This is a genomic window from Nonomuraea sp. NPDC050153 (assembly GCF_044460125.1).
In the GTDB taxonomy this organism is placed as follows: domain Bacteria; phylum Actinomycetota; class Actinomycetes; order Streptosporangiales; family Streptosporangiaceae; genus Nonomuraea.
Genome location: NZ_JBITJQ010000036.1, coordinates 48,836 through 73,476, shown reverse-complemented (window position 1 = coordinate 73,476; position 24,641 = coordinate 48,836). Strand labels below are relative to the sequence as shown.

Here is a 24,641-nt window from a genome sequence, read left to right as displayed (position 1 = left end):
CCGAGGGCGAGGGCATGGTGGGGACGTGGCCGTCCAGGGCACATCCGAACGAGGAAGAGCGGTGATCACGCGATGAAGGCAGTGCGGTTCCACGAGTACGGCGGCATCGACGTCCTGCGGGTCGAGGAGGTGGAGCGCCCGGCGCCCGGCCCCGGGCAGGTGCTGGTCCGGGTCAGGGCCGCCGGGATCAACCCGGGCGAGGCCCATATCCGCGCCGGCGAGCTGCACGAGCGGTGGCCGGCGACGTTCCCCTCCGGGCAGGGCAGCGACCTGGCCGGCGTCGTGGTGGAGGCCGGTCCGCAGGTGCGCGGTTTCGCGGTGGGCGACGAGGTCCTCGGCTACACCCATGGCAGGGCGAGCCAGGCGGAGTTCGTCGTGGTCGACGACGTGGACCTGACCTCGCGTCCGGAGGGGCTGTCCTGGGACGCGGCCGGGTCGCTGTACGTGGCCGGCACGACCGCGTACGCCACCGTGTTCGCGGTCGACCCCGGACCGGCCGACACGGTCGTGGTGTCCGGCGCGGCGGGCGGCGTCGGATCCCTTGCCGTGCAGCTCGCGAGGAGGCGCGGCGCCACGGTGATCGGGCTGGCGAGCGAGCCGAACCACGCCTGGTTGAAGGATCGCGGCGTCATCCCGGTCGAGTACGGGCAGGGCGTGGCCGAGCGGATCCGGCAGGCCGGCGGCGGGAACGTGGACGCGTTCATCGACACGTTCGGCGACGGCTACGTGGAGCTGGCCATGGAGCTGGGCGTGCGGCCCGCGCGGATCGACACGATCCGCGACTGGCAGGCGGCGGCCAAGGTCGGTGCGCGGACCTACGGAGAGGGCGCGGCGGCGTGCGCGGTCGTGCTCGGCGAGCTGGCCCGGCTCGCCGCGCGCGGGGAGCTCGAGGTGCCGATCGCCCGCACCTACCCGCTGGAGCGGGTGCGGGACGCCTTCCGCGAGCTGGAGCGGGGACACGCCCACGGCAAGATCGTGCTCCGGCCGTAGGGCCCAAGGGGTTCGCCGCGACGCGGTCCGTACCCGGCACGTGGGGACCTCACGGACGGGGGATGATCTTCGATCGGGCCTCAACTGCGTCCTGCGCGATCGGCCGGCATGGGCCGGAAGGCGCGCGGCCCATTCATGTCGCCATCGCAAGTGCCATGCCTACCAGAGCTGGACGTCGGCCGGATCTGCCGCCCTGGGCTTGTCCTGTGTTCTGTCAGAACGGGCCGACCACGTGGGCGGGGGTGTCCAGCCAGATCGTGTCGCCGTCCGGTGTGCTCGTGTACCCGTAGCGGTGGGCCGCTGGACTGCCGAGGGACAGCCAGCGTGTGAACGCCTCCTCGGCTTCGGCGTACAGGTCACGGTCGCCTCCATACCGGACGATCCAGTCGCCCGCGTCCTCGTTCCAGGCCACGCGTGCGGCAGCGGCATCCGTGTAGGCGTACAAGATGAACCCTCCTCCGTTCGCCCCGGCCGAGCAGGAGACGCCAGGCAGTGTGGCCGCGAGCGCGATGACGGCCGCCCACTCGCCGACAAGGCGCTGCGGGTCGATGCGGGCGGGCCGCTCGCGCCAATCCTCGCCGAGGATGAACTGCTCCTTGTCACGTTGGGAGCGGATCATCATGAACGTGCAGCCCGGGCCGAAGCGGCCCACGGCGGTTCCGTCGCCGAGCGGGCGCAACGCGACGAACGTGCCGCCGTGAGACGACCATGCGGGCATCCACGGGAAGACAACCGTTCCGCCAGGCCTCGTCTGGGCGATCCATGCCGGTGACGCGCAGGTCGAGCCGACCGTCACATGTACCGCGTCATACGGTGCTCCGTCGGGGTAGCCGAGCATCCCATCACCGAAGACCGGCAGGGCGCTGGACCTGGCGCGGGCCAGATTGCGTACCGCCTGGCTGTGGATCTCCTCGTCCACCTCGATGGTGACGACTCTGCCGTGCTTCACGTAGTGGGAGATGAGCCCGGCCGTCCAGCCGGTGCCGGTGCCGATCTCCAGCACGTCGTCGTCGCGTTTCAATCCCAGCAGCTCCAGTTCGGCGGCCACGATGGACGGCATCGAGCAGGAGGAGGTGTAGAACCCGTCGCCGCCGACGCTGATCGGGGCACGGCCATCGTCGATCTGCGTGATGATCGGGACGTTGGATCCGACGACTTTCTCCCAGTCGGCCGGATCAATGCTCCTGTTGATCAGGCGGCCGGTGTCGTCCCCGTCTGGGTGAGCCCACGCCTGCTCGGGGATGAACTCTGCTCGGGGATTGGCCCGCAGGGCGTCCACCCAGCGGATGCCCAGGGGCTCGAAGATCTCTTCGATCTGAGCACTCACTTCTTGCCACCAGCGTGCTTGCCATCCCCTTGGCCGCCTGGCTGCTGACCGTTCTTGGATGGCGGGTCCTTCGGCTTGGGCAGTGGCTCGTCGCTTGGCTTCTTGTCATCGTCGTGCTTACCCATGGGGCCTCCTCGGTGGGTTCCCAGTTTCTTGCGCGGGGGTGTGCCGCGCTGCTCGTAGCCCGGTGCACATGTCGTTGACGGCTGTTCGGGGTGGCGCGGCGTGCAGGCGGACGATCTCGCCATCGAGCGAGTGACCGACGAGTACGTACGGGCTGGCGATAGGCGGCGCCGGCGAGGGCGATGAGGACACCGCGCACGGCGATCCAACCTCCGGCGCACCTTTCGTTTCTTGCGGAAGGTCTCCCGGTACTCTGTCCACATCCGCTGCACGTCGCGATAGACGGCGATCAACTCGGGGATATGCGCCTCAGTTCCGCAGGCACTGCACCAGGCACGGATGTCGTCCTCTGACGGGTTCTGCCGAGCGTGCTCGATACGCGAGACCTTGGTGGGATGCAGGCCGGTGCGGGCCGCGAGTTGCTTGCCATTCAGGCCGGCGTCGCGGCGCAGATCCCGCAGCCTGATGCCGAACGCCTTCCTGGCCTCGGCCGACCGGTCTTGCACGGCTGTATCTCAGACGGGCTTGTACTCGCGGTGCGGGATGGCCAGTTTCCAGGCGGCCTCGAAGACGTTCAGGCACCACTTGACCACATCAGGCTCGGCGGAGAGCTGGATCTCAGCGCGGTCACCGTTGCCATCCATGACGTTGAACACGGCGGTGTGGCCATCCAGAACAAACAGATCGTTGCCGGGTAGCGGCATTGCCGAGGTCAGTCGTCTCGGCAGCCAGCGCAGATCCTCCCCAGCGTCCACGGCAAGCCCGCTGAACTGAACGGACATGCGCTGATAGTCCGACAGCGGCTCAGAGATCACCCGGACGCGCCGCAGGTGCCTCCCCGTCGTCTCCTTCGCCGCGACAGTGTCGGCCCAGGTTTGATACGAGGCGGCCACCGCATCGAGATCACCCGCCAGGAAAAACTCCAGGTCCTCGGCATCCACCGCATAGAAGTCGCGCAGCTCAAGCTTCAGGGTAAGGCGGCTTCCTGCCAGCAGCTCCGACCGCTGCTTGACCGAGATCAACTCCATAACGCTCCTTGGCGTACATGTGCACGAACCGCTCGGCCAGCCCCTCCGGGATCTCCACGAACGTCTCGTCGTCCCGCAGAGCGTGAAGCTGGACCGCGACACTCTCGTCCTGGCGGTTACCCTGCACCACCCAGCTTCCTTGATTCGTACGGTAGAAGCCGGCGCAATCGTCCTCGGACTTGGAGTCCGGGTCCTTGCAGTAGAAGGTAAGCCGCACGCCGCCGCCAGTGCCGGGGTGTTGCATGAGATTGCACCTCCGAAGGTCGCGGATCGCCTCCCTGAGGCTGCTTGATGCGCCGGATCCGCGTCAAGTTTGAGCCAAGCCGGCTGGCGGGGTCCTGCGCCGGAGAGAAGGGCGGAGGGAGGCTCGCGCGTCCCCGTCCCGGGTATCTTCCTCGATACGAGCTCGGATGACAGGGTTTTGACGCGAAACCTGCCGTCAACTGCGTCCTGCGCGATCGGCCGGCATGGGCCGGAAGGCGCGCGGTCCGGGGTGGGCGTCGGTCGGCCCACCGCTTCGCCGGTCAACGGGCGGGCTGGGCGAGCGGAGCGAGCGGGGGTTTCGGGGGGATCGAAAGGGGGGCGGAGCCACCCTTGGGAGGCGCTGTCCGGAACCGCGAAGCGCGAAGCGCCCCCGTTGTGGAGGGCCGTGTTTCTAGGCCCAGTGTGGAGGCTTGTTGTCCAGGTAGAAGGCGTCCGGGTCGGTCTCCGGCCAGTCGCCCCAGCCCTCGTCCCGGTCGTCAGCTGTCTGCTCCGGTAGAAAATCGTTCACGTCGGACATGCTACTCGGGCTGACAAACCAGTACCCGGCGTGTCCGCAGGTCCAGGGACAGGCGGGGGCGGCGGCGGTACGATGCGAGAGCAGGTGTCGCCTATCCCCCGTGAGGCTGCGCATGGCAACCCCGACAGGCTGGCAGCGAGACGGCAATCTACCGACGGAGCTCACCAGCTTCATCGGCCGGACGCGGCTCCTCGCCAACCTCAAACGGCACCTCGGCGAGTCCCGCCTGGTGACCGTGACGGGCATCGGGGGCGTGGGCAAGTCGCGCACGGTGCTGAGGCTCGCGCACCAGGTCCGGTCGCAGTACCCGGACGGCGTTTGGTTCGCCGATCTCGGGCGGCTGCAGGACTCGGGCATGGTCAAGCACACCATCGCCTCCGCGCTCGGCATCGCCGACCAGTCCTCGCGGGCCGAGTCCGAGTCGCTGTCGGAGTGGGTGGGCGAGCGCGACATGCTGCTCATCATCGACACCTGCGAACATCTGGTGCACGGGTGCGCCGATCTCGTGCACGAGCTGCTGGAGGCGGCGCCCAATCTGAAGGTGCTGGCCACGAGCCGCCAGTCGCTCAACCTGCCGTACGAGCACGTGGTGCCCGTGCCGCCGCTGCAGGTGCCCTACGAGGAGCCGGGCGAGAGCCTGTTCACGAACGAGTCGGTGCAGCTGTTCGTCGCGCGCGCCGGGGCGAGCGTGCCCGACTTCGAGCTCGACGAGGACAACATCGGCGCGGTGGCCGAGCTGTGCCGCAGGCTCGACGGGATCCCGCTCGCGATCGAGCTGGCGGCCGTGCGGCTGCGGGCGCTGTCGGTGGAGCAGATCCTCGGGCTGCTGGCCGACCGGTTCAGCCTGCTGGCGGGCGCGAGCCGGACGGCGCTGCCGCGGCACCAGACGCTGCGGGCGGCCATCGGGTGGAGTCACGAGCTGTGCGAGCCCGCGGAGCGGCTGCTGTGGGCGCGGTTGTCGGTGTTCGCGAAGGACTTCGAGCTGGACGCGGCCAGGTTCGTGTGCTCCGACGGGCGGCTGCCGTCGGAGGACATCACCGATCTGGTCACGGGGCTGGTCGAGAAGTCCATCCTGCTGATCAGGAGCAATCACGCCGGTGTCCGCTACAAGCTCATCGACACCCTCGCCGAATACGGCGAGGAGTGGCTCGACAAGCTCGGGCAGAAGGAGCAGATGCAGCAGCGGCACCTGGAGTACTACCTGAGCCTGGCCCAGCGCAGCGAGGACGCCTGGTCCGGGCCGCGGCAGATCTACTGGTTCGTCCGCATGCGGCAGGAGCACGACAACGTCCGGGTGGCGCTCGACCACGCGCTCAGGTCGCCGGGCAAGTCGGTGCTGGCGCTGACGCTGCTGTCGTCGTTGTGGTTCATGTGGGTGTGCTGCGGGTTCGTCCGCGAGGGGCGGCTCTATCTGGAGCGGGCCCTGGAGGCCAACCCCGTCGCGAGCAAGGAGCGGTGCAAGGCCCTGTGGGTGCTGTCGTACGTGCGCAGTGCCCAGGGCGACAACGCGGGCGCGTTGAAGGCGGCCGAGCAGTGCGGCACCGAGGCCGTCCGGGTCGGCGACTCCAGGGCCGTGATCCTGGCCTCCAAGATGCAGGGCACGGCCGCGCTGCTCTCGGGCGACCTGCAGAAGGCCAGCGCGCTGCTGGGCGTGGCGATCGAGTTCAACACCGACAACAAGGAGCTCAACCCCGGCCTGCTGCCCGCCATCGTCGAGCTGTCGCTGGTGCTGTCGTCGCAGGGCGAGTTCTACGAGGCGGAGTCGCTGCTGCTGGACTGCCTGCAGGTGTGCCGGGAGCGCGGCGAGCTCTGGGTCAGCTCGTACGCGCAGTGGGCGCTGGCGTTCACCAGGCTCGCGACCGGCAGGCCGGAGGAGGCGCTGCAGAGCGCCAGGGAAGGGCTGCGGATCAAGCGGCACTTCCACGACACGCTCGGCACCCTGCTGGCGCTGGAGACCTCCGCGCGCATCTTCGTCATGCGCGACGAGCTGACGCTGGCCGCCAAGCTGCTCGGCGCGTTGCAGCAGAACTGGAAGTCGGCCGGCCTGCCGCAGATGGGCGCGCCGTTCCTGACCGACGACCACAACGCCTGCGTGCGCGAGTGCGCGCGGCGGATGGGCGAGCTGGCCTACAAGAGCGCGTTCGAGGAGGGCGCCAGGCTCGACCTGGACGAGGCGTCCGAACTCGCGCTCGGGGGCGAGCCGGACGCCTCGGACTAGAACCGGCCTCAGACCGCCTGGGGCCATCGGGTGTCGTCGGGCCACGCGTGCACGTAACGGGCGCTGCCGAGGGAGAACTCGATGTGCCCGCGCACCCAGTGTTCGAGCCCCCGTACGTACTTGCGGACCGGCAGCGACGCCCAGTGCTCCAGCACGGCGCGCCGCTCGACGAACGCGGCGATCGCGTCGTTGTGCATCTGCGCGACCTCGCGCAGCGCGTTCTGGAGGGAGAGGGCCTTGTGCGTGGCCAGCACGGTGACGAGGTTGTGCCTGGCCTTGTCGTTCCCCCGTTCCTTGGCGTACGAGAGCAGGTCGTTGTCCCAGCCGATGAGGTCGCACGCCAGATCGGAGAGCGCGCGCACGTCGGGATGATGCCATTCCTCGGCCTCAAGCCGGTAGCCGCCGCCCGCGTCGATGAGCGCGAAGCAGGTGTACGTGGCCCCCGTGATGCGGCGCATCAACACGTAGTCCTCAGGTGTGGGGATCAGGTCGACCTCACGGTTGGCCGCCTCCCAGATCTGGGCGAACAAGTACTCCTTCACAGTGATCCGCCATCGGTCCACCTGTGCGGGGGTGGCGGCTTCGGAGATGCGGTGCAGGAGCTCGTTGAGGGCGAGGCCGAACGCGTCGTCGGCGTCCGGCTCCCTGCGTCCGTCGAGGATCTCAAGGAGCGGCGGCAGGGCGCGGGCGAGCGCGGAGGCCCGGTGTCCCATCAGCTCGCCCTCGCAGAACGCGTCGTCGAACGCGAAGAGCCAGTTGTACCAGTCGTTGATCAACCGGAGGCTGTCACGCGGCACGGTCGGGTTGGTCCGGGCCGAGAGCAGGCCGATCTTGGAGCGCTGGAAGTGCTCGATCGTCTCGGCGCCGCTGAGCATGTTTGAGGCGGCCAGCCATGCGTGGCTCTCCGCGTCGACCTCCGCGGCATGCACGTTGATCTCGTTCGGGAACGGACATGGCAACGGAGGGATGTGGAGTGGTCGCCTACCAAAGGTTTGCGCAGAAGTAGCCACGTAATCCAGCATGACGATGGAGTGCACGAAAGGCCACACTCGGCAACTTCGAGGCCTTTAATGCTTATTTCATACTATGAATCGCTTTGCGTGAACCATTGGATAAACGCGTCATTTGCGAACATTCGCACCGAGCCCAAAGCCTGCCGACGAACCCGCACCGCGGCCGCCTCCCCTCCGGCAACGCTCTGACCACAGCGGATTCCTCCCTGAAGACCACGTCGGCACGTGACCTCCGTCCGCCGCCGTCGGCCCGGCGGTGATCGGCGTCGCATGTTACAAGCGGGCGATCAGTCCCGGCGTGACCGTAATAAGCCGCGAGCACCAGCAAAGTGTCACCTTTCCCGCCGGTCGGCTCGATCGGGGCCCCTGCCTCGGCATACGCCGGTCGCGGCGGCGGCGTCACCCCCCTGGCCAGGCCGAACACCCTGGCGGAGAACCCCCCGAGTTCCGGATCCGTGGCCATGTGTCCTATTGACCCCAGATAAGGTGCCGTGCGCGGAATCGTTCCGACCCGCCGTAGGTTCTGGTGAAGAGTACCTAGGGAAAGGCTGTCCAACCGTGTTCGACCCGAAGGACCTCTACAAGCTCGCAGACGACGCGCCCGAGCTGCCCGATCCGGTGTTGCTGTACCACTTCGACGGCTTCGTCGACGCGGGGGCCGCCGGACGCCTTGCGCTGGGCCACCTGCTGGCCGAGCTGGAGCACCGGGTCGTGGCGACGTTCGACGTGGACCGGCTGCTCGACTACCGGTCTCGCCGGCCCATCATGACCTTCGACACCGACCGATGGGTGGAGTGCGAGAGCCCGGAGCTTGCCGTTCATGTCGCGAAGGACGCGACGGGAACACCGTTCCTGGTGATGAGCGGGCCCGAGCCCGACAGGGAGTGGGAGCTGTTCACCAAGGCCGTGTCGGACCTGGTGGAGCGCTTGAAGGTGAGCAAGCTCGTGACCCTGCACGGCATCCCCATGGCGGTCCCCCACACCCGGCCGCTCGGCCTCACGACGCACGCCAGCAGGCCCGAATTGATCAACTCCCAGACGAGCGCGTTCGGGCGGGTCCAGGTGCCGGGGAGCGTGGCGGCGCTGCTGGAGTTCCGGCTGGGGGCGCAGGGGCACGACGCGCTGGGGTACGCGATCCACGTGCCGCACTACCTCTCGCAGGCCGAGTACCCGACCGCCGCCGTCACGGGCCTGGAGGCCGTGACGCGGGGCACGGGGCTGGTGTTCCCGATGGACGCGCTGCGGGACGCGGCCCGCCGCACGACGACGGAGATCGAGGAGCAGATCCAGGCCTCCACCGAGCTCTCCACGGCGATCAAGGGGCTGGAGCAGCAGTACGACGCGTTCGCGGGCGGCGCCGATCGCGAGAACCTGATGGCCGAGACGACCCCGATGCCCACCGGCGACGAGCTGGCCGCCCAGTTCGAACGGTTCCTCGCCGAACGCGACGACGAGTAAACCCCATATTTACGGTGGCCCAAGCCGGCACCACCCGCCGCACGTGGCCGGCCCCTGTCCAGGGTGACACTCACCAGGTGCGCGTGGCGGGCCGCCGCCTCCGTGCCCCTCGAACCAGGGGCACGCCGGGGCGCCGCCCGGAACAGGGGCACAGCCGGACGATCTCGCCGGGCCCGCCGGTTAGCCTGAGGAAATGACTGACATCCGGGTCGGACTGGTCGGCTACGGCATCGCCGGAGCGTACTTCCACGCCCCTCTCATCCACGCCACCCCCGGCCTGTCCCTGGCCGCCGTCGTGACCGGGAATCCCGCCCGCCGGGCCGAGGCGGCCGGGAAGTACGGCGCGACCCCCGTGGCCGACGTGGAGGAGCTGTGGGGCCGGTGCGATCTCGTCGTGGTCGCCTCCCCCAACAGGACCCACGTGGCCACCGCCGCCTCCGCGCTCACCCACGGCCTGCCCGTCGTCGTGGACAAGCCCCTGGCCAGGACCGCCGAGGAGGGCCGCGGGCTGGTGCGGCTGGCCAAGGAGCGGGGGCTCATGCTGACCGTGTTCCAGAACCGGCGCTGGGACGGCGACTTCCGCACCGTCCGCAGGCTGGTCGGGGAGGGACGGCTGGGTGAGGTGCTGCGCTTCGAGTCGAGGTTCGAGCGGTGGCGGCCGGTGCCCAAGGGCGGCTGGCGGGAGACCGGGGGGGCGCAGGAGATCGGCGGGCTGCTCTACGACCTCGGCAGCCATCTCGTGGACCAGGCCCTGCAACTGCTCGGTCCCGCGCGCGAGGTCTACTGCGAGAGCGACGTGCGGCGGCAGGGGGTGGCCTCCGACGACGACACCTTCATCGCGCTCACGCACGCGGGCGGAGCCCGGTCGCACCTGTGGATGAGCTCGGTGGCGGCCTGGCGCGGGCCCCGGTTCAGGGTGCTGGGCACGTCGGCGGGGTTCGTGAAGTACGGGATGGACGTGCAGGAGGAGCGGCTGCGGGCGGGGATGTCGCCCGGCTCGCCCGAGTTCGGGGAGGACGACGAGGGGAGCTGGGGGCTGCTCGGCACGGAGGAGGCCCACCGGGCCGAGCGGACGGAGCCGGGGGCGTACCTGGACTTCTACCGTGGGGTGGTGGCGGCGCTGCGCGAGGGCGCGCCACCGCCCGTGGACCCGGAGAGCGTGATCGACACGCTGACCGTCATCGAGGCCGCCCACCTCTCGGCCACCCAGCGCATCGTCACCCACCTGAGCTGACCCACCCGCCCGAAGGCACGCGGCGGATCAGTCGCGCAGGCGCGCGCGCAGGGCGACCGTGTCGGCGTCGGTGAAGCCGTACCGGGCCAGCCAGCCCGTCGGCCCGCCGTACCGCTCGTCGAGCACCTCGAAGAACTGCTCGATGTACCGGGCCCGGGGCATGTGGTCGTCGGCCGGCCGCGAGTCCAGGTCGCCCCGGTACGTCTCGCTCGCGCGCAACCGCTTGAGGATCAGCTCCAGCCGCTCCCCCGTCGCCACATAGTCCTCGACGATCGCCTCGCGGGTCGCCCCCGCCACCTCCAGCGCCAGCGCCGACAGCACCCCGGTGCGGTCCTTGCCCGCCGCGCAGTGCACCAGCGCCGCCCCGTCGTCCAGCGACATCGCGCGCAGCGCCGCCACCACCGCGTCCGGGCGGTCGCGCAGGTAGCCGAAGTAGAAGCCGGTCACCCGCAGTTCCTCGTCCAGCGCGCGCTCGGCCCACGGCAGCACCCGGTCGGCGTCGATGGTGTCGGCCTCGACGTCGGTGTGCGTGCCGCCCTCCGCGAACAGCGTCAAGTGGTGATGGCGCACCTCGGGTGCCAGGGTGAGCGGCCCCGGGCCCTCCATCGAGACCTCGGCGTTCGAGCGGAGGTCCACGACGTGCCGCAGGTTCAGCTCACCCACCAGCAGTGCCATGTCACCCTGTGTGAGGCTCTGCAGGTTGTCGGCGCGGAAGATCCGCCCGCGACGGGTGCGGCCACCGTCGCGAGTAGGCAATCCGCCCAGGTCACGCGCGTTGACCGCGCCTTCCAGGTCTATCCACCTCGTCATCTCATCCATCATTGCGACCCTATATGTCCGCCAAATATGAGCGGATTCGAGGTTCATAACGCAGCATGAACGTATGGATCCACGACGTCTGCCGCCTCGGCTGGTGATCGATCCAACGCTGCACCCTGAGGTCTCGGTCGAGTTGCGGTCCAGCCCGCACATCCTCCGCCTGGCCCGGTCCGGTGTGCGCGTGGACGCCACGAAGAACCCTGCCGTCCTCTTCGTGATCCCGGCCCTCCTGATGGTGGTCGCCATAGCGACCGGCACGAACCTCCTGCTGGTACCGGGTGTGGGTCTCGGGCTGATCGTCCTGTTCAGGTGGATGGCGTTGGACGGCACCTATCGCTCGACCAGACGGCGGATCCAGGCCGCCCGGGTCCACGCCAACCACTACGTGCTGCCCGAGGACCTGGACTACCCCTGCCAGATGCTGTTGCGCAGGGCGCAGAACGCGGTCGAGGCGATCATGGGCTCCCGGGTCCACCGGGACGGCCTGATCGACAGCATCGACAACCGGGTGTCACTGCCCGAGGAGGTCTGGCAGATCGCCCAGCGGCTGCGGAAGCTGTCGTCCATGCACGCCGACCAGGGCAAGATCATCCCTCGCGAGCTGCCGCCCGGCATGGAGGACGCGTTCAAGCCCTACACCACCGCGCTGGACGCCGCCTGGACGTCGCTGTCGCACCGGGTCCGCCACCTGGAGAAGTACGCCAAGCAGGTGATCAAGGCGGACAGGGTCTACCACGCGCACCGGCGGCTGGAGGCGCTGGCCGCCAAGACGCCCGAATACCAGGAGCTGATCGCCGACACCGTGCGGGACGCGCAGGCCCGCGAGCACATCAGGGAGCTGGCCGACCAGGCGGCGCACGTGCGCAAGCTGTTCGAGGAGAGCATCACGCAGGCCAGGCTGGCGGCGGGCGAGCTCATCAGAACGCCCCTGACCTGAGACGCAAAGATCAGGACGCCCCTGGGCCTGAGGCTCAGGGGTCGGCGCGTCTGAGGAGCTCCAGGGTGCGGCGCATGCCGGCCTCGTTGCCGAGGCTGCGGTAGATGTCCCTGGCCTGCTCCAGCGGCTGCACCGCGGCGTCGCGACCGCCCGCGTACAGGTGCGCCTCCCCCAGGTAGCGCAGGCTCCGGGCCATCCACCACCGGTCCTCGAGCTCCTCGAACCCCCGCACCGCCCGCCGCAGCTCCCGCTCCGACTCCTCGATCCGGCCCAGCCTCGCCAGGGCCCGCCCGGCCGACACGGCGGTCCTGGCCACCCCCCAGGAGTCGCCCAGCGCGACCAGGATCTTCTCGGCCCGCTGGACGAAGTCCAGCTCGCGCAGCCCGTTGTCGGGGTCGCCGACCTCCCCGGCGGCCCGCAGGCAGCGGGCCTCCTCCCACAACTCCTCGCGCTGCCTGAACATCTCGGAGGCCCGGTCGAGGCTGAACCCGGCCCTGGTGAACAGGTTGGCCGCCAGCCGGTGGTCGCCCGCGAGGTGCTCGCCGCGCGCCTGCGCGGCCAGCACCTCGCCGTAGACGCGCAGGGTCTGGGCCTCGGAGTAGCGGTTGCCGTCCCGCTTGAAGATCTCCAGGGCGTCTTCCAGCAGCTCCCTGGCCTCGTCGGGACGGCGTTCCGACATGCGCATCTCAGCGAGGTTGCGCTGGGTGCGGGCCATCCACCACAGGTCGTCCTCGCCCTTGAACGCGGTGATCGCCCCGATCAGGTAGTCCTGCGCCCGGTCCAGGTGACCGTCGCTGAACAGCGTCATGCCGATCGTGCGCATGGCCCTGGCCGCCCACCAGGACTCCCCCAGTTCCTCGAACGTCACCAGCGCCCGCTTGGCCTCCTCCAGCGCCCGTTCCCGCAGGCCCAGGCCGCCGTGCACGGAGGCGCTGTCGAGCAGCGCGATGGCCAGCGCGCGCCGGTCGCCGCTCTGCGCGGCGGCCTCGCAGCCGAGCTCGGCAACGGCCGCCCAGTCGGCCCAGTACGCGCGCAGCGAGTGGCACAGCGAGCAGAACGCCCTGGCCAGCCCCCAGGTCAGCTCCCACAGCCGGAGCTGGCGAGCCAGGTGGATCATGGCGAGCAGCGTCAGCCGCTCGGCGTTGAGCCAGTCGCCGGCCCGGACCTCCCTGTCGGTGTCGGAGCGGCGCCCGCCCCTGCTCCAGTCCTGCGGCCAGCGGTTCTGCGCGGCCTCCTCGGCGCGGCGGCGGTAGCCGTGGAGCACGCGCTCGATGGCGGCCCTGCGCCGCTCGGCCTCGTCCTGCTCGGCCAGCTCCGCGGCGAACACCCTGACCAGGTCGTGCAGCCGGTAACGCATCGTGCCGGTCTGGTCGGTGCCGGAGCACTCGGCGAGCTGGGCGTCGATGAGGGCTTCGAGCTGGTCGGCGCCGTCGAGCCCGGAGATGTCGAGCAGCTCGCCGGCCACCCAGCCGGGCACGTCGGGCGCGGTGAGCCCGCTGAGCAGGCGCAGCAGGCGGCGCTGCATGCCCGTGCAGTCGTCGTAGCTGAGCTGCACGGAGGCGCGCACGCTCTTGTCCACCGTCGGGGCCACTTCGAGCTGGTCGAGGCGGCGGCGGGTGTCGACCAGCCGGGCGGCCATCTCGCGCATGGTCCACTGCTCGCGGGTGGCCAGCCGGGCGCCGCAGATGTTGATCGCCAGCGGCAGGTAGTCGCACAGCCGGACGACGTCCCTGGCGGCCTCGAGGTTCTCGACGATCCGGTCGCCGCCGGCCAGCCTGGCCAGCAGCTCCACGCCGTGCGCCTCGCTGAACACCCTCAGCCGCGTGTCATGGGTGCCGTTCAGGAACAGCGGAGCGCGCGAGGTGACCAGCACCGCGCAGCCGGGCTCGGCCGGGATCAGCGCTTTGACCTGGGCGGCGTCGTGGGCGTTGTCCAGGCCGACGAGGATCCTGCGGCCCTTGGTCCAGGTCAGCCAGAGCTGGCGTAACTCGTCCAGGCCGCCGGGGTCGGTGGTCAGGCGCACGCCCAGCGCGCGCAGGAACCCGATCAGCACCTCGTCGGGGCGCACCGGGGCGTCCACGCCGCCGCGCAGGTCGGCGTAGAGCCTGCCGTCGGGGAACCAGCCGGCCACCTCCTGCGCGAACCTGGTCATCAGCGCCGACTTGCCGACGCCGCCCCGGCCGTACACGGAGACCACGAGGGGCGGTGAGAGGTCGGAGGCGTTTCTTCGCTCGGCGAAGACCTCGCGTAACTCGGCCAGCGCCTCGACTCGGCCGGTGAAGTGCTCGGGGGCGGGCGGCCACTGGTCGGGCGCGAGCGAGGCGGGCGCGGGGAGGGCCTTGCGCCGGGGTTCGCGCGGCTCGGTGGTGGCCCAGGTGGTCAGCCCGACGAGAAGGGCCGCCACACCGGTCACGGCGATCTTCGCCACCGGCGGGATCTCCCAGTCCACGGAGGCGGTCAGCACGCTCGCCGCGGCGGCCGCGAGGCCCGCGGAGACGGGCGCGACCCATTGCACCTTTCTACGTCTTTTACGTGGTTTGTCGGGTAGTTCCCCTGTCAACGAGCACCCCCTATGGGGTGATTCAAACCGATGGGGTACGGCTAGCGCCAGCCGTACCCCATCGTTCATCTGTCAGCTGATCACGTGACAGGTGGCCGTCGCCGTCCTGGTCGGGTCGCTCTCCGAGGTGGCGGTGAGCTTGACCCTGGCCAGGCGGTCGCCGCCCGAGCCGCGCACGGCGTTCACGGTGACGAGGTCCTGCTTGCCGAACGCGACGGAGGCCAGCGCGTTCGGGAGCTGGGCGGTCCAGCCCCTGCCCTGGACCTCGGCCTTGAGCCGGTAGACGTCGGAGTTCAGGTAGGCGCTGACGTCCTCCGGGTGCTGTCCTTGCGCCGGGGCCGACTTGCCGGTGTTGAACAGCGGGAACTTGCAGGTGGAGATGTTCTTGCCGGTGGGGAGGCCGGCCGAGGGGAGCAGCCTGACGCCGCGCTTCTGCGGGCCGGCGCCGTCGAGCGAGCGGACGGCCACCGTGTAGGAGAGCTCGCCGGCGCGGTCGCGCTTGACGTCGGTGATGTAGAAGTGCAGGCGGTTGGCCTGGTCGACGTACTCGTACTCGCTGCCGGAGTCGGTGCCGGCGTGGAAGAGGGCATCGGAGAGCTGGCGGTAGTCGCCGATCGTGATCGGCACCTTCGTCCCGTCGGGCAGCACGTAGTCGGTCATGCCGATGTCCTGCGGGTTCGCGTCGATCACCCACTCGAACGGGGCCCGGTCCTGGTTCTTGGTCTTGGCCACCAGGACGCCGGAGTCGGGGGTGAAGGAGTCGGTGCCCACGCGGTCCACGACCTCGACCGTGTAGTTCTCGTAGCCGCCGCCGTCACAGAGCGCGTTCGTGTTGACGTCGCAGGCGGGGCTCTTGTCGCCGGTGTCGAAGGAGATGTTGACGCCGGACAGCTCGTTCTTGCCCGGCTGGACCGCGCGGGCCAGAACCCTGGCGGTGACCAGGCCCGACTCGTCGAGCGCCTCCCGCGAGAGGCGCAGGACGTTCTGCTCGTCCACCATCTCCAGCTTGATCTTGTTGCGGAGCATGTGCTGGGCTCCCATGGACGCGCCGGCGGTCGGCGGGATCAGCCAGCGGGAGTGCGGGCCGCCCGGGCCGTTGAAGCTGCCGCGGCTGAGCATCTCCCAGACGCCCGTGTACGCCCTGCGCGGCGGCACGCCGTACGGGTTGTTGTAGTTGTCGGCGATGCCCATGATGTGGCTCAGCTCGTGGGCGTAGACGGCCATGCCCGAGCTCTCGGCCTGGACCGAGTCGACGCCGAAGCGGGCGTTCGGCCAGAAGTTGGAGCCGGCCTGCCACGAGGTCCAGGGGACGTAACGGGTGGCCACCCAGTTGGGCAGCGCGGGGTCCGGCGGGCCCCACTCGTCCGGCACGTCCTCCTTGGTCGGGAACTTCATCATCCCGAACTCCTGCCAGGTGGCCGACTCGTCCTGGCCCGCGCTCAGGTAGAAGACGAAGTCGAACTGCTTGGCCACCTCCTCGCCGACGGCGGCGATCCAGGCCGCGTTGCCCTCGGTACGCAGGTTCTTGTTGCAGGAGTCGCCGGCCGGGCAGCCGGTGCCCGCCTGGAACTCCATCGCGTACTCGTGATCCTTGCCCGTCAGCGTGTAGGGCCCGAACCCGGTCAGCTCCACTCCGTACCTGCCGCCCGAGTCCTCCATCCAGTACTCGTGGATGGTGTGACCCTTGTTGAGGGCGTTGGGGGTGTTGAGGAAGTCCTGGTAGAACTTGGCCACCTGGTCACGCGGCACGTCGTGGGCCTCGGCGCTCGGGTTCGCGTAGATCGTCGAGCCCTGGGGCTGCGTCACCACGAACGGCTGGTTCGGGTAGTCGAGCAGCACGAGCGCGCCCTTGAACGTGCGCTTGGACCCCTTGACGGCGGGGTCGTTCCACTTGGTGCCGGGCGGCTGCTTGTAGTCCGCCCACGTCATGTTGTCGGGATTTTCCCAGTTCTGCGGATCGATCGGCTTGATGCCGCCGGCTGGGCGGGAGCGCAGGGCCTGGGCGTCGGCGGGTTCGTCGAGCTGCCAGGGCTGCGTTTGCGGCCAGTGGTTCTGCCGCCACGGATACTCGGGATCGCTGGGGGGTGCTGCGGAAGCAGGGGTCGCCATAAGGCTCACCGGGATCAGCACGATGGCCGCCAGCAAACCCTTCAGCAGCTTCTTCGGGGCAATCACGGATTGACGGTATAGACGATATTGACGGAGATCACCGATCAGTTGTAGGGAAGAGCGGTAGCTGACTTTCCGACAATTGTCGAAATATCCACGTAAAGGTGTTGTTGTGGCGGATCTCCAGCGGACCGTGGACGAACTCGCCGACCGGCTCGGCCGCCCTCTCCTGCTTGAGGACCGCGTGCAACGCGTCGTGGCCTACAGCGAGCAGAACGGCGCCATGGACGACATCCGCCGCGACTCGATCCTGCGCCGCAGCACCACCTCCGAGGTGCGGCACTGGTTCCGCGCCGCCGGGGTGCACGAGGCGACCGGGCCCGTGCGCACCCCGGGCGCGCCGCACCTCGGCCTGCTGCCGCGGGTGTGCGTCCCGGTACGGCACGCGGACGCGCTGCTCGGCTTCCTGTGGTTCGTCGACGCGGAGCCGGCCATGTCCGACGCCGAGATCGCCACGGCCGCGGCCGCCGCCCCGGCGCTGGCGCTGGCCCTGTTCCACGAGAGCCTGGCCAGCGGGCTGGCCTCCCACCGGGAGCTGGAGGCGGTCACCGGGCTGCTGGCCGGCGAGCGGGACGCGGCCAGGCAGCTCATCGAGGCGGGCGCGTTCCCGCAGGCGCAGGCGGTGACCGTGCTGGTGGCCAGGCCCTGCGGAGCCGAGCCGGACGAGGCGCTCAGGCTGGCCCTGGAGCAGGGGCTGCTGGCGCTGCGGCGGCGGCTGAGCGGTCACCACCCGCTGCACCTGGTCCGCTACGACCACGCCGTGCTGCTGACCGCCGGGCCGCCGATCTCCCCCGACGAGCTGCACGCGGCCATGCCGGTGCCGGTGGTGGTCGGGGTGGGGCGGACCAGGCCGGCGCTGGCGGAGGCGGCGGGCTCGTACCGGGAGGCCAGGCACGCGGCGGAGGTGACCTCGCGGGTGCCGGGGCTCGGGCGCACGGCCGAGTGGGCGCGGCTCGGCGTCTACCGGATGCTCACCCAGCTGCCCGACCAGGAGCTGCATCCGGGGCTGGAGGAGCTGCTGGCGGACGCCCAGTACCTGCCGCTGCTGGAGACCCTGGAGACCTACCTGGACCTGGCCGGGAGCGCGGTCGCCACCTCGCGGGCGCTGCGGCTGCACCGGACATCCCTGTATTACCGGCTGCAGCGGGTGGAGGATCTGGCCGGTACCGATCTGAAAGACGGGGGCGAGCGGCTCGCGCTGCATCTGAGCCTGAAACTCGCTCGCCTCTCCGGGCGATATTTACCGAGGGAATCGCATAATTCGTCCTGATTTGCGCGCATGACGTGGCTCACGTTTAATGCCCTGAAGGGGAGATCCGACGGGAGTGCCGATGCCGTCTGCCAAGCGTGCCGGTCCGGTCCAGAGCCGACGCGCGCCCGTGCCTGTCGTGATCCATTCCGCCCCGCTCGTCCTGCCCGTCTGCGCCGATCCGGTCCGCGACGGGGCCGTGGCGCTCAAGGGCGACCGGGTGGTCGAGGTGGGCACCCGGGCCTCGGTCACCGCGTCCTTCCCCGCCGCCGAGGAGCTGCGGTGGACCGGGATGATCGTGGCCGGTCTGGTCGACGCCCGCGCCGCGGCCTCCGTCCCCGGGCCCACCCCCGGGCCCGCTGCCGGGCCCGCTGGGGGGCCCGGGGTGACCGCGCGGGCCGGCGTGGTCTCCGATCTGGCCGAGCCGCCCGGTGTGCCCGGGATCTCGTACGTCGAGGTGACCAGCGCGAGCGAGGAGGAGTGGGAGACCCACGGTCGGGACGCGGTGATCACGGCGATCCGCGAGGTCGACCGGCCCTGCGCGGTGGGGATCGCGGCGCACACGCCGGACCCGCAGGTGCTGGAGGACGTGGCGGTGCTGGCCAGGACGTTCGGGCTGCGGCTGCTGGTCGACCTGGACCGGCACTCCCCCGCGGCGCTGGACGAGGCCGGCGTGCTGGGGCCGCTGTGCCACGTGGCGGTCACCCGGCCCCTGGACCCCGGGGAGCGCAAGTTGCTGCGGCTGCGCAGGACCGTGGTGGCCGTCTGCGCGTCGCCCGCCCCTGACGTGCTGGCCCTGCTCGACGAGGGCAACACCGTCGCCCTCGGCACCGGGGCCAGGGGCGGCCCCACCGGCGGCGTGCTCGCAGTCGCGCGGGGCATCCGGCAGCACGCCCGCGAGCTCGGGCTGCGGACCCGGGGGCTGGACGGCCGGCTGGTGGTGGCCGCGACCCTCGGCGGGGCCCGGGCGCTGGGGATGGACCGGGGCAAGGGGCGCATCGGGTCGCTGGCTTCGGGGACCCGCGCCGACTTCGCCGTCTTCGACGCCCGCGGGCGCTACCCGTACGCGGCCCTCCTGGCCCAGCCACCCTGCCTCGGCACCGTCGTCGGCGGCACGATCCTCCCGGCGGCCTGAACAGCGGCGGCACCGTCCTGCCCGTCGCCTGAACGTCGGCGGCACGACCCTGCCCGCGGCCTGAGCGCTAGCCGAACTGGGACTCCACCAGCCCCAGCAGGTCGCGGAGCTCGTCGCGCTGCTCCCGCGTCAGGATCGCGAACAGATCCTGGCCCGCGTCGCGGCGGGCGTCGCGGGCGCGCTCGGCCATCCGGCGGCCATCGGGAGTGATCACCACCAGCGTGGAGCGGCGGTTGGCGGGGTCGACCTCGCGGCGCGCCAGCCCGGCCTCCTCCAGCGCGTCCACCACCGGCGTGAGCGAGCGCGGCACGATCCGCAACTCGTCGGCCAGCCGCACCATCCGCAGCGCCTGCGGGGCCTCGGCGAGCGCCCGCAGGGCCCGCGCCTGCCCCGGGTTGAGCCCCAGCGGGACCAGCCGACGCACGTACCCGTGCCGCAACCTCCGGCCGACCAGGTGCAAGAGCTCGGCGAGCTCCTTTTCTGCCATGCCGATAAGTTTAGCCGGAACAAATATGAGTTAACCTCTGTTTGAGTGGACATCTGATAAGGAGGCACCACTTGGCGGAGGAACCACGCGCGCCTCTCGGGCGCATCATCAAACTGTTCCGCCCCTACCGGGGCCGCCTGGCCCTGGTGGGCGCCATCATCCTGCTGTCCTCACTGGTGTCGCTGGCCTCGCCTTTCCTGCTGCGCGAGGTGCTGGACGTGGCGATCCCGGCCAGGGACGCCGTCCTGCTCGCGCTGCTGGCCCTGGGCATGATCGCGGTGGCGGTCACCACGAGCGTGCTCGACGTGGTGCAGACGCTGGTGTCCACCACCGTGGGCCAGCGGGTGATGCACGACCTGCGCATCGCGGTCTACACCCACCTGCAGCGCATGTCGCTGGCGTTCTTCACCCGTACGAGGACCGGCGAGGTCCAGTCGCGCATCGCCAACGACATCGGCGGCATGCAGTCGGTCGTCACCTCGACGGCCTCCTCGCTCGTCTCCAACCTCACCACCGTGGTCGCCACGATCGCCGCCATGCTCGCGCTCGACTGGCGGCTGACGGTCGTCTCGCTGCTGCTGATGCCGGTGTTCGTGTGGATCAGCCGCAAGGTGGGCACCGAGCGCAAGCGCATCACCAACGAACGCCAGCGCAAGCTGGCGAGCATCGCCTCCATGGTCCAGGAGTCGTTGTCGATCAGCGGCATCCTGCTCGGCCGCACCATGGGCCGCTCCGACGGCCTGACCGAGCGCTTCGGCCGCGCCTCCGACGAGCTGGCCGACCTCGGCGTGCGGACGAGCATGGCCGGGCGCTGGCGGCAGTCGTCCATCCAGATCGTCATGGCGGCCATGCCCGCGCTGATCTACTGGGCCGTCGGCTACACGGGCACGATCTCGGTCGGCACGCTGGTGGCCTTCACGACCTTGCAGACCAGCCTGTTCCGGCCGATGGTCTCGCTGCTGCGGCTGGGCGTCGAGGTGCAGACCTCGCTGGCGCTGTTCGGGCGGATCTTCGAGTATCTGGACCTGCCGGTGGACATCCGTCCCGGCACGCGGGAGCTGAAGGACGTGCGTGGCGAGGTCCGCTTCGAGGACGTCGACTTCTCGTACGGCGAGGCCCCCACGCTCACCGGCGTGGACCTCAAGGTCCCGGCCGGCACCAGCCTGGCCATCGTGGGCGAGACCGGCTCCGGCAAGACCACGCTCAGCTACCTGCTGCCCCGCCTCTACGACGTCACCGGCGGCCGGGTCACGATCGACGGGGTGGACGTGCGGGAGCTGACGTTCGAGACGCTGAGCGAGGCGGTCGGCGTGGTCTCGCAGGAGACCTACCTCTTCCACGCCTCGATCGCCGACAACCTGCGCTTCGCCAGGCCGTCGGCCACCGACGAGGAGCTGGAGGAGGCCGCGCGGGCCGCGCGCATCCACGACCACATCGCCTCGCTGCCCGACGGCTACGACACGCTGGTGGGCGAGCGCGGCTACCGGTTCTCGGGCGGCGAGAAGCAGCGCCTGGCCATCGCCCGCACGCTGCTGCGCAACCCGCCGGTGCTGGTCCTCGACGAGGCCACCAGCGCGCTGGACACGCAGACCGAACGGGCCGTGCAGGAGGCGCTCGACACGCTGGCGCGGGGGCGTACGACCATCACGATCGCGCACCGGCTGTCCACGGTCCGGGACGCTGACCAGATCGTCGTGCTGGACGGCGGGAAGATCGTCGAGCGCGGCACCCATGACGAGCTGATGGCCCGCGCCGGCCTGTACGCGGCGCTGGTGAGCAGGGATCATCCGCTCGAACTCGTTTGACCATCAATAGACCCACATTTGGGTCGAACCGGAACGTGCGCCCGCGAGAGCGCCGCTGCACCCGTGGGGAGGCAGGATTTCGGGCCGTGTCCTGGGTAGGGGGCGGATATGACCGAAAAACCTCCGGACCGGTTCGGCTACAGCGACGAACAGGCGATCGAGTTCGAGGAGTGGACCGAGGATCTCGGTTTTTACCATGAGGTCAAGGAAGACGACCCCCAGCACCGGGACACCCTCGACGAACGCCTGCGCCGCGAGGCCAGGGACCGGCTCCACGAGCCCCGCCCCAGGCACCGGCTGACCCAGCCGGACGAGGGGTTGGCGCCCGACACGGAAGGCGAGGAGATCGCCCGCGATTGGGGCGACGACGGGGAGAACGACCTGTCGGCGGAGGAGCGCGCCATGCGCATCGACCCCGACGAGAACCTCACGTGAGCCGTCCCGGCGCCGTCACCACCCGCACGACGCCCCGCCGCGCGCCCTCAGCCGCGGCGTCCCAGGACGCGCCCCGCCGCATGCCCTCAGCTGCGGCACCTCAGGACGCGCCCCCCTCAGCCTCCCGCCGCACGCGCTCAGCCGAGGCGTCGCAGGACGGGCAGCACGGCGTGCAGGTCGTCGACGATCGCGTCGGCGGACGCCGCCTGCGGGCGCTCGGCGTGCAGGTACCCCCACGGGCCGCGGCGCAGCAGCGCCGTGCGCATGCCGGCCGCGGCGGCCGGGAGCACGTCGTTGTCGAGCCGGTCGCCGACGTAGAGGATCTCGCCGGCCTCCCGCCCCGCCACGGCCGCGACCTTGGCGAAGAATCCCGCCTCCGGCTTGGAGACGCCCCATCCCTCGGACGTGTGCACGGAGTCGGCGGGCAGGTCCATGGCGACCAGCGCGTCATAGGCCCGCGTCGGCTGGTTGCCCGCGATGATCACCTGGTATCCGGCCGCCCTGATGGCGCTCAGGGCGTCGCGCACGTCGGGGTAGAGGTCGTCGGCGTCGAAATGGTTGCGCAGGCCGTCGGGGTCGTCGCGCTCCCAGGCGGCCTCCTCCGCGTCCACGTCGAAGCCGGGGCGGATGAGCTCGAAGGCGTCGGTGTGGGGGCGGTCCAGCGCGGCCATCCCGCCGAGCGCGCCCATCAGCACGAACTCGCTCACGCCCAGCCGCCCGGCCCAGCCCGCCCAGATGCGCGCCTCGCCGATCAGCGTCTCCCCGACGTCGAACACCACAGCCTTGATCATCGATCCCCCGCTTCAAGCCGCCCGGACGGGCATCCAGGTAAGTCGCCCGACAAAGCCTATAGGGGGATTTTTCATGCAGCCGGAGCGCGACCCGAAGCACCGCCAGCTCGACGCCGACCGCGTCCCGCTGGACGATCACACCATGACCACGGACCAGGGCGTCCCGGTCGACCACACCGACGACTCGCTGCGGGCGGGCGCCCGCGGGCCGACGCTCATGGAGGACTTCCACTTCCGCGAGAAGATCACCCGCTTCGACCACGAACGCATCCCCGAGCGGGTGGTCCACGCCAGGGGCGCGGGCGCGTACGGGGTCTTCCAGCTCTACGAGCCGCTCGGCGACCTGACCACGGCGGCCTTCCTGAACGACACGTCGGCGCCGACGCCCACGTTCGTGCGCTTCTCGACCGTCGCGGGCTCGCGCGGCTCGGCCGACACCGTCCGTGACGTACGCGGGTTCGCCACGAAGTTCTACACCACTCAGGGCAACTTCGACCTCGTCGGCAACAACTTCCCGGTCTTCTTCATCCAGGACGGCATCAAGTTCCCGGACTTCGTGCACGCGGTCAAGCCGGAGCCGCACAACGAGATCCCGCAGGCGCAGTCGGCGCACGACACGTTCTGGGACTTCGTGCAGCTCCAGCCCGAGTCGCTGCACATGGTCATGTGGCTGATGTCCGACCGGGCGATCCCGCGCAGCTTCCGGATGATGCAGGGGTTCGGGGTGCACACGTTCCGGCTGGTGAACGCCTCCGGGCAGGGGACGTTCGTCAAGTGGCACTGGCGGCCGGTGCTGGGGACGTACTCGCTGGTGTGGGACGAGGTGCTGCGCATCCAGGGCAACGACCCCGACTTCAACCGCCGGGACCTGTGGGAGGCCATCGAGGGCGGCGCCTATCCCGAGTACGAGCTGTGCGTGCAGCTCGTGCCGGAGTCGCGCGAGCACGACTTCGACTTCGACCTGCTCGACCCCACGAAGATCATCCCCGAGGAGCAGGTGCCGCTGCGGCCCGTCGGCAGGATGACGCTCAACCGCAACCCCCAGAACTTCTTCGCCGAGACCGAGCAGGTCGCCTTCCACACCGCCAACGTCGTGCCCGGCATCGACTTCTCCAACGACCCGCTGCTGCAGGCCCGCAACTTCTCCTACCTCGACACCCAGCTCCTGCGCCTGGGCGGGCCCAACTTCCCGCAGATCCCGGTCAACCGGCCGGTCAACGAGGTACGCAACGACCAGCGCGACGGCTTCCACCAGCACCTGATCCACGAGTCGCGCACCAGCTACGCGCCCAACTCCATCAGCGGCGACCGCCCCAAGGCCACCGACGGCTACCGGCACTACCAGGAGCGGGTGGACGGCGTGAAGATCCGCGAGCGCAGCCCCAGCTTCGAGGACCACTACAGCCAGGCCACTCTGTTCTGGAACAGCATGTCGGACTGGGAGAAGCGGCACATCGTGGCCGCGTTCCTGTTCGAGCTGGGGCATGTGGAGCGCCCGCCCATCAAGGAGGGCGTGCTGCGGCACCTGGGCCAGATCCACCCGGACCTGGCCGCCCAGGTGGCCCAGGGGCTCGGCCTGCCCGAGCCGCCCAGGACCGAGGTCCACGCGAACGCCTCCCCCGCGCTCAGCATGACCGGCCAGCCGCAGAGCGTCGCCACCCGCAAGATCGCCATCCTCATGGCGGACGGGACGGACGCCGCCGAGGTGACCGCCCTGCGCGAGTCCCTGGAGGGCAAGGGCGCCATCTGCGAGGTGCTGGCCCCGGCGGAGGGCACCGTGGCCGGTCTCCAGGTGGACCGGCAGCTCGGCGCGGCCAGCTCGGTCCTCTACGACGCGGTGGTGGCGGCCGACGGCGCGGCCCTGGCGCCGCTGGGGCGGGCGCGGTTCTTCGTCATGGAGGCGTTCAAGCACGGCAAGCCCATCGGGGCCGTGGGGTCGGGGCGGGAGCTCCTGGAGGCCGCGCGGCTGCCCAGCGACGTGGGGGTGGTGATGGGGGACGGGATCGCCGAGAAGTTCGCCACGGCGGTGGCCGGGCACCGCTTCTACGAACGCAACGTGGACGCCGTCCCGGCGTGACCGGT

The 24,641-nt window shown here is 70.4% G+C and carries 20 protein-coding genes; 10 read left to right on the top strand and 10 right to left on the bottom strand.

The features are described 5' to 3' along the window. The first annotated feature begins 72 nt into the window (after positions 1-72). Entirely contained in the window at positions 73-990 is a 918-nt protein-coding gene (locus ACIBQ1_RS50660; protein ID WP_397289240.1) for an NADP-dependent oxidoreductase, read from the top strand. Between the two features lie 214 nt (positions 991-1,204). On the opposite strand, the gene ACIBQ1_RS50655 is transcribed toward ACIBQ1_RS50660, so the two are convergent. From ACIBQ1_RS50655 to ACIBQ1_RS50640, 4 genes are read right to left on the bottom strand one after another with little or no spacing between them, the layout of a single operon-like run. Then, complete coding sequence (locus ACIBQ1_RS50655; RefSeq protein ID WP_397289238.1) at positions 1,205-2,317, bottom strand: protein-L-isoaspartate(D-aspartate) O-methyltransferase; 1,113 nt, start codon at positions 2,315-2,317, stop codon at positions 1,205-1,207. Continuing rightward, positions 2,314-2,946: a helix-turn-helix domain-containing protein gene (locus tag ACIBQ1_RS50650; RefSeq protein ID WP_397289236.1), complete on the bottom strand. Its 633-nt coding sequence runs from the start codon at positions 2,944-2,946 to the stop codon at positions 2,314-2,316. Before ACIBQ1_RS50650 ends, ACIBQ1_RS50655 begins: the two co-directional genes overlap by 4 nt. 9 nt (positions 2,947-2,955) lie before the next feature. Further along, complete coding sequence (locus tag ACIBQ1_RS50645) at positions 2,956-3,468, bottom strand: DUF6879 family protein (protein WP_397289234.1); 513 nt, start codon at positions 3,466-3,468, stop codon at positions 2,956-2,958. After that, a complete protein-coding gene (locus ACIBQ1_RS50640) occupies positions 3,401-3,712 on the bottom strand; it encodes a hypothetical protein (protein WP_397289232.1) in 312 nt (103 codons plus the stop codon). The genes ACIBQ1_RS50645 and ACIBQ1_RS50640 overlap by 68 nt, the downstream gene beginning before the upstream one ends. A 649-nt stretch (positions 3,713-4,361) precedes the next feature. On the opposite strand from ACIBQ1_RS50640, the gene ACIBQ1_RS50635 reads away from it, so the two are divergent. Next, entirely contained in the window at positions 4,362-6,467 is a 2,106-nt protein-coding gene (locus ACIBQ1_RS50635) for an ATP-binding protein (protein ID WP_397289230.1), read from the top strand. 8 nt (positions 6,468-6,475) lie between these two features. On the opposite strand, the gene ACIBQ1_RS50630 is transcribed toward ACIBQ1_RS50635, so the two are convergent. Next, a complete protein-coding gene (locus tag ACIBQ1_RS50630; RefSeq protein WP_397289228.1) occupies positions 6,476-7,396 on the bottom strand; it encodes a hypothetical protein in 921 nt (306 codons plus the stop codon). A 642-nt stretch (positions 7,397-8,038) separates the two neighbouring features. Here ACIBQ1_RS50630 and ACIBQ1_RS50625 point away from each other — a divergent pair. Together ACIBQ1_RS50625 and ACIBQ1_RS50620 are read left to right on the top strand one after the other, a co-directional pair. Beyond that, complete coding sequence (locus ACIBQ1_RS50625) at positions 8,039-8,938, top strand: proteasome assembly chaperone family protein (protein WP_397289226.1); 900 nt, start codon at positions 8,039-8,041, stop codon at positions 8,936-8,938. Positions 8,939-9,131: 193 nt separating this feature from the next. After that, positions 9,132-10,172 carry a Gfo/Idh/MocA family oxidoreductase gene (locus ACIBQ1_RS50620; RefSeq protein ID WP_397289223.1) on the top strand — a complete coding sequence of 347 codons (1,041 nt, stop codon included), beginning with the start codon at positions 9,132-9,134 and terminating at the stop codon, positions 10,170-10,172. Between the two features lie 27 nt (positions 10,173-10,199). Here the strand turns inward: ACIBQ1_RS50620 and ACIBQ1_RS50615 are convergent, their stop codons facing one another. Continuing rightward, positions 10,200-10,982 carry a tyrosine-protein phosphatase gene (locus ACIBQ1_RS50615; protein ID WP_397289221.1) on the bottom strand — a complete coding sequence of 261 codons (783 nt, stop codon included), beginning with the start codon at positions 10,980-10,982 and terminating at the stop codon, positions 10,200-10,202. 73 nt (positions 10,983-11,055) lie between these two features. Here ACIBQ1_RS50615 and ACIBQ1_RS50610 point away from each other — a divergent pair, with 73 nt between their 5' ends. Next, positions 11,056-11,928: a hypothetical protein gene (locus ACIBQ1_RS50610; RefSeq protein ID WP_397289220.1), complete on the top strand. Its 873-nt coding sequence runs from the start codon at positions 11,056-11,058 to the stop codon at positions 11,926-11,928. Between the two features lie 34 nt (positions 11,929-11,962). On the opposite strand, the gene ACIBQ1_RS50605 is transcribed toward ACIBQ1_RS50610, so the two are convergent. Both ACIBQ1_RS50605 and ACIBQ1_RS50600 read right to left on the bottom strand, forming a co-directional pair. Further along, on the bottom strand, positions 11,963-14,443 hold the full coding sequence (locus ACIBQ1_RS50605) for an ATP-binding protein (RefSeq protein ID WP_397289218.1): 2,481 nt from the start codon (positions 14,441-14,443) through the stop codon (positions 11,963-11,965). 117 nt (positions 14,444-14,560) lie between these two features. After that, a complete protein-coding gene (locus ACIBQ1_RS50600; protein ID WP_397289216.1) occupies positions 14,561-16,663 on the bottom strand; it encodes a M6 family metalloprotease domain-containing protein in 2,103 nt (700 codons plus the stop codon). Positions 16,664-16,769: 106 nt separating this feature from the next. Between ACIBQ1_RS50600 and ACIBQ1_RS50595 the strand changes: the two genes are divergently transcribed. Beyond that, positions 16,770-17,927, top strand: a complete 1,158-nt coding sequence (locus tag ACIBQ1_RS50595) for a PucR family transcriptional regulator (RefSeq protein ID WP_397289214.1) — start codon at positions 16,770-16,772, stop codon at positions 17,925-17,927. Between the two features lie 118 nt (positions 17,928-18,045). Beyond that, entirely contained in the window at positions 18,046-19,041 is a 996-nt protein-coding gene (locus tag ACIBQ1_RS50590; RefSeq protein WP_397289212.1) for an imidazolonepropionase-like domain-containing protein, read from the top strand. A 67-nt stretch (positions 19,042-19,108) separates the two neighbouring features. Here ACIBQ1_RS50590 and ACIBQ1_RS50585 read toward each other — a convergent pair whose 3' ends face one another. Further along, positions 19,109-19,528 carry a MarR family winged helix-turn-helix transcriptional regulator gene (locus tag ACIBQ1_RS50585; RefSeq protein ID WP_397289210.1) on the bottom strand — a complete coding sequence of 140 codons (420 nt, stop codon included), beginning with the start codon at positions 19,526-19,528 and terminating at the stop codon, positions 19,109-19,111. A 71-nt stretch (positions 19,529-19,599) separates the two neighbouring features. Between ACIBQ1_RS50585 and ACIBQ1_RS50580 the strand changes: the two genes are divergently transcribed. Further along, complete coding sequence (locus ACIBQ1_RS50580) at positions 19,600-21,333, top strand: ABC transporter ATP-binding protein (RefSeq protein WP_397289209.1); 1,734 nt, start codon at positions 19,600-19,602, stop codon at positions 21,331-21,333. 108 nt (positions 21,334-21,441) lie between these two features. Beyond that, positions 21,442-21,768 (top strand): DUF5709 domain-containing protein, encoded by a 327-nt coding sequence (locus ACIBQ1_RS50575; RefSeq protein WP_397289208.1) that lies wholly within the window; start codon positions 21,442-21,444, stop codon positions 21,766-21,768. A 137-nt stretch (positions 21,769-21,905) separates the two neighbouring features. On the opposite strand, the gene ACIBQ1_RS50570 is transcribed toward ACIBQ1_RS50575, so the two are convergent. After that, positions 21,906-22,559 (bottom strand): HAD family hydrolase, encoded by a 654-nt coding sequence (locus ACIBQ1_RS50570; protein ID WP_397289206.1) that lies wholly within the window; start codon positions 22,557-22,559, stop codon positions 21,906-21,908. A gap of 73 nt (positions 22,560-22,632) precedes the next feature. Between ACIBQ1_RS50570 and ACIBQ1_RS50565 the strand changes: the two genes are divergently transcribed. Next, the gene (locus ACIBQ1_RS50565) at positions 22,633-24,636 is read left to right on the top strand and encodes a catalase (protein WP_397289204.1); all 2,004 of its coding nucleotides are present in this window, start codon (positions 22,633-22,635) and stop codon (positions 24,634-24,636) included. Positions 24,637-24,641 lie beyond the last annotated feature (5 nt).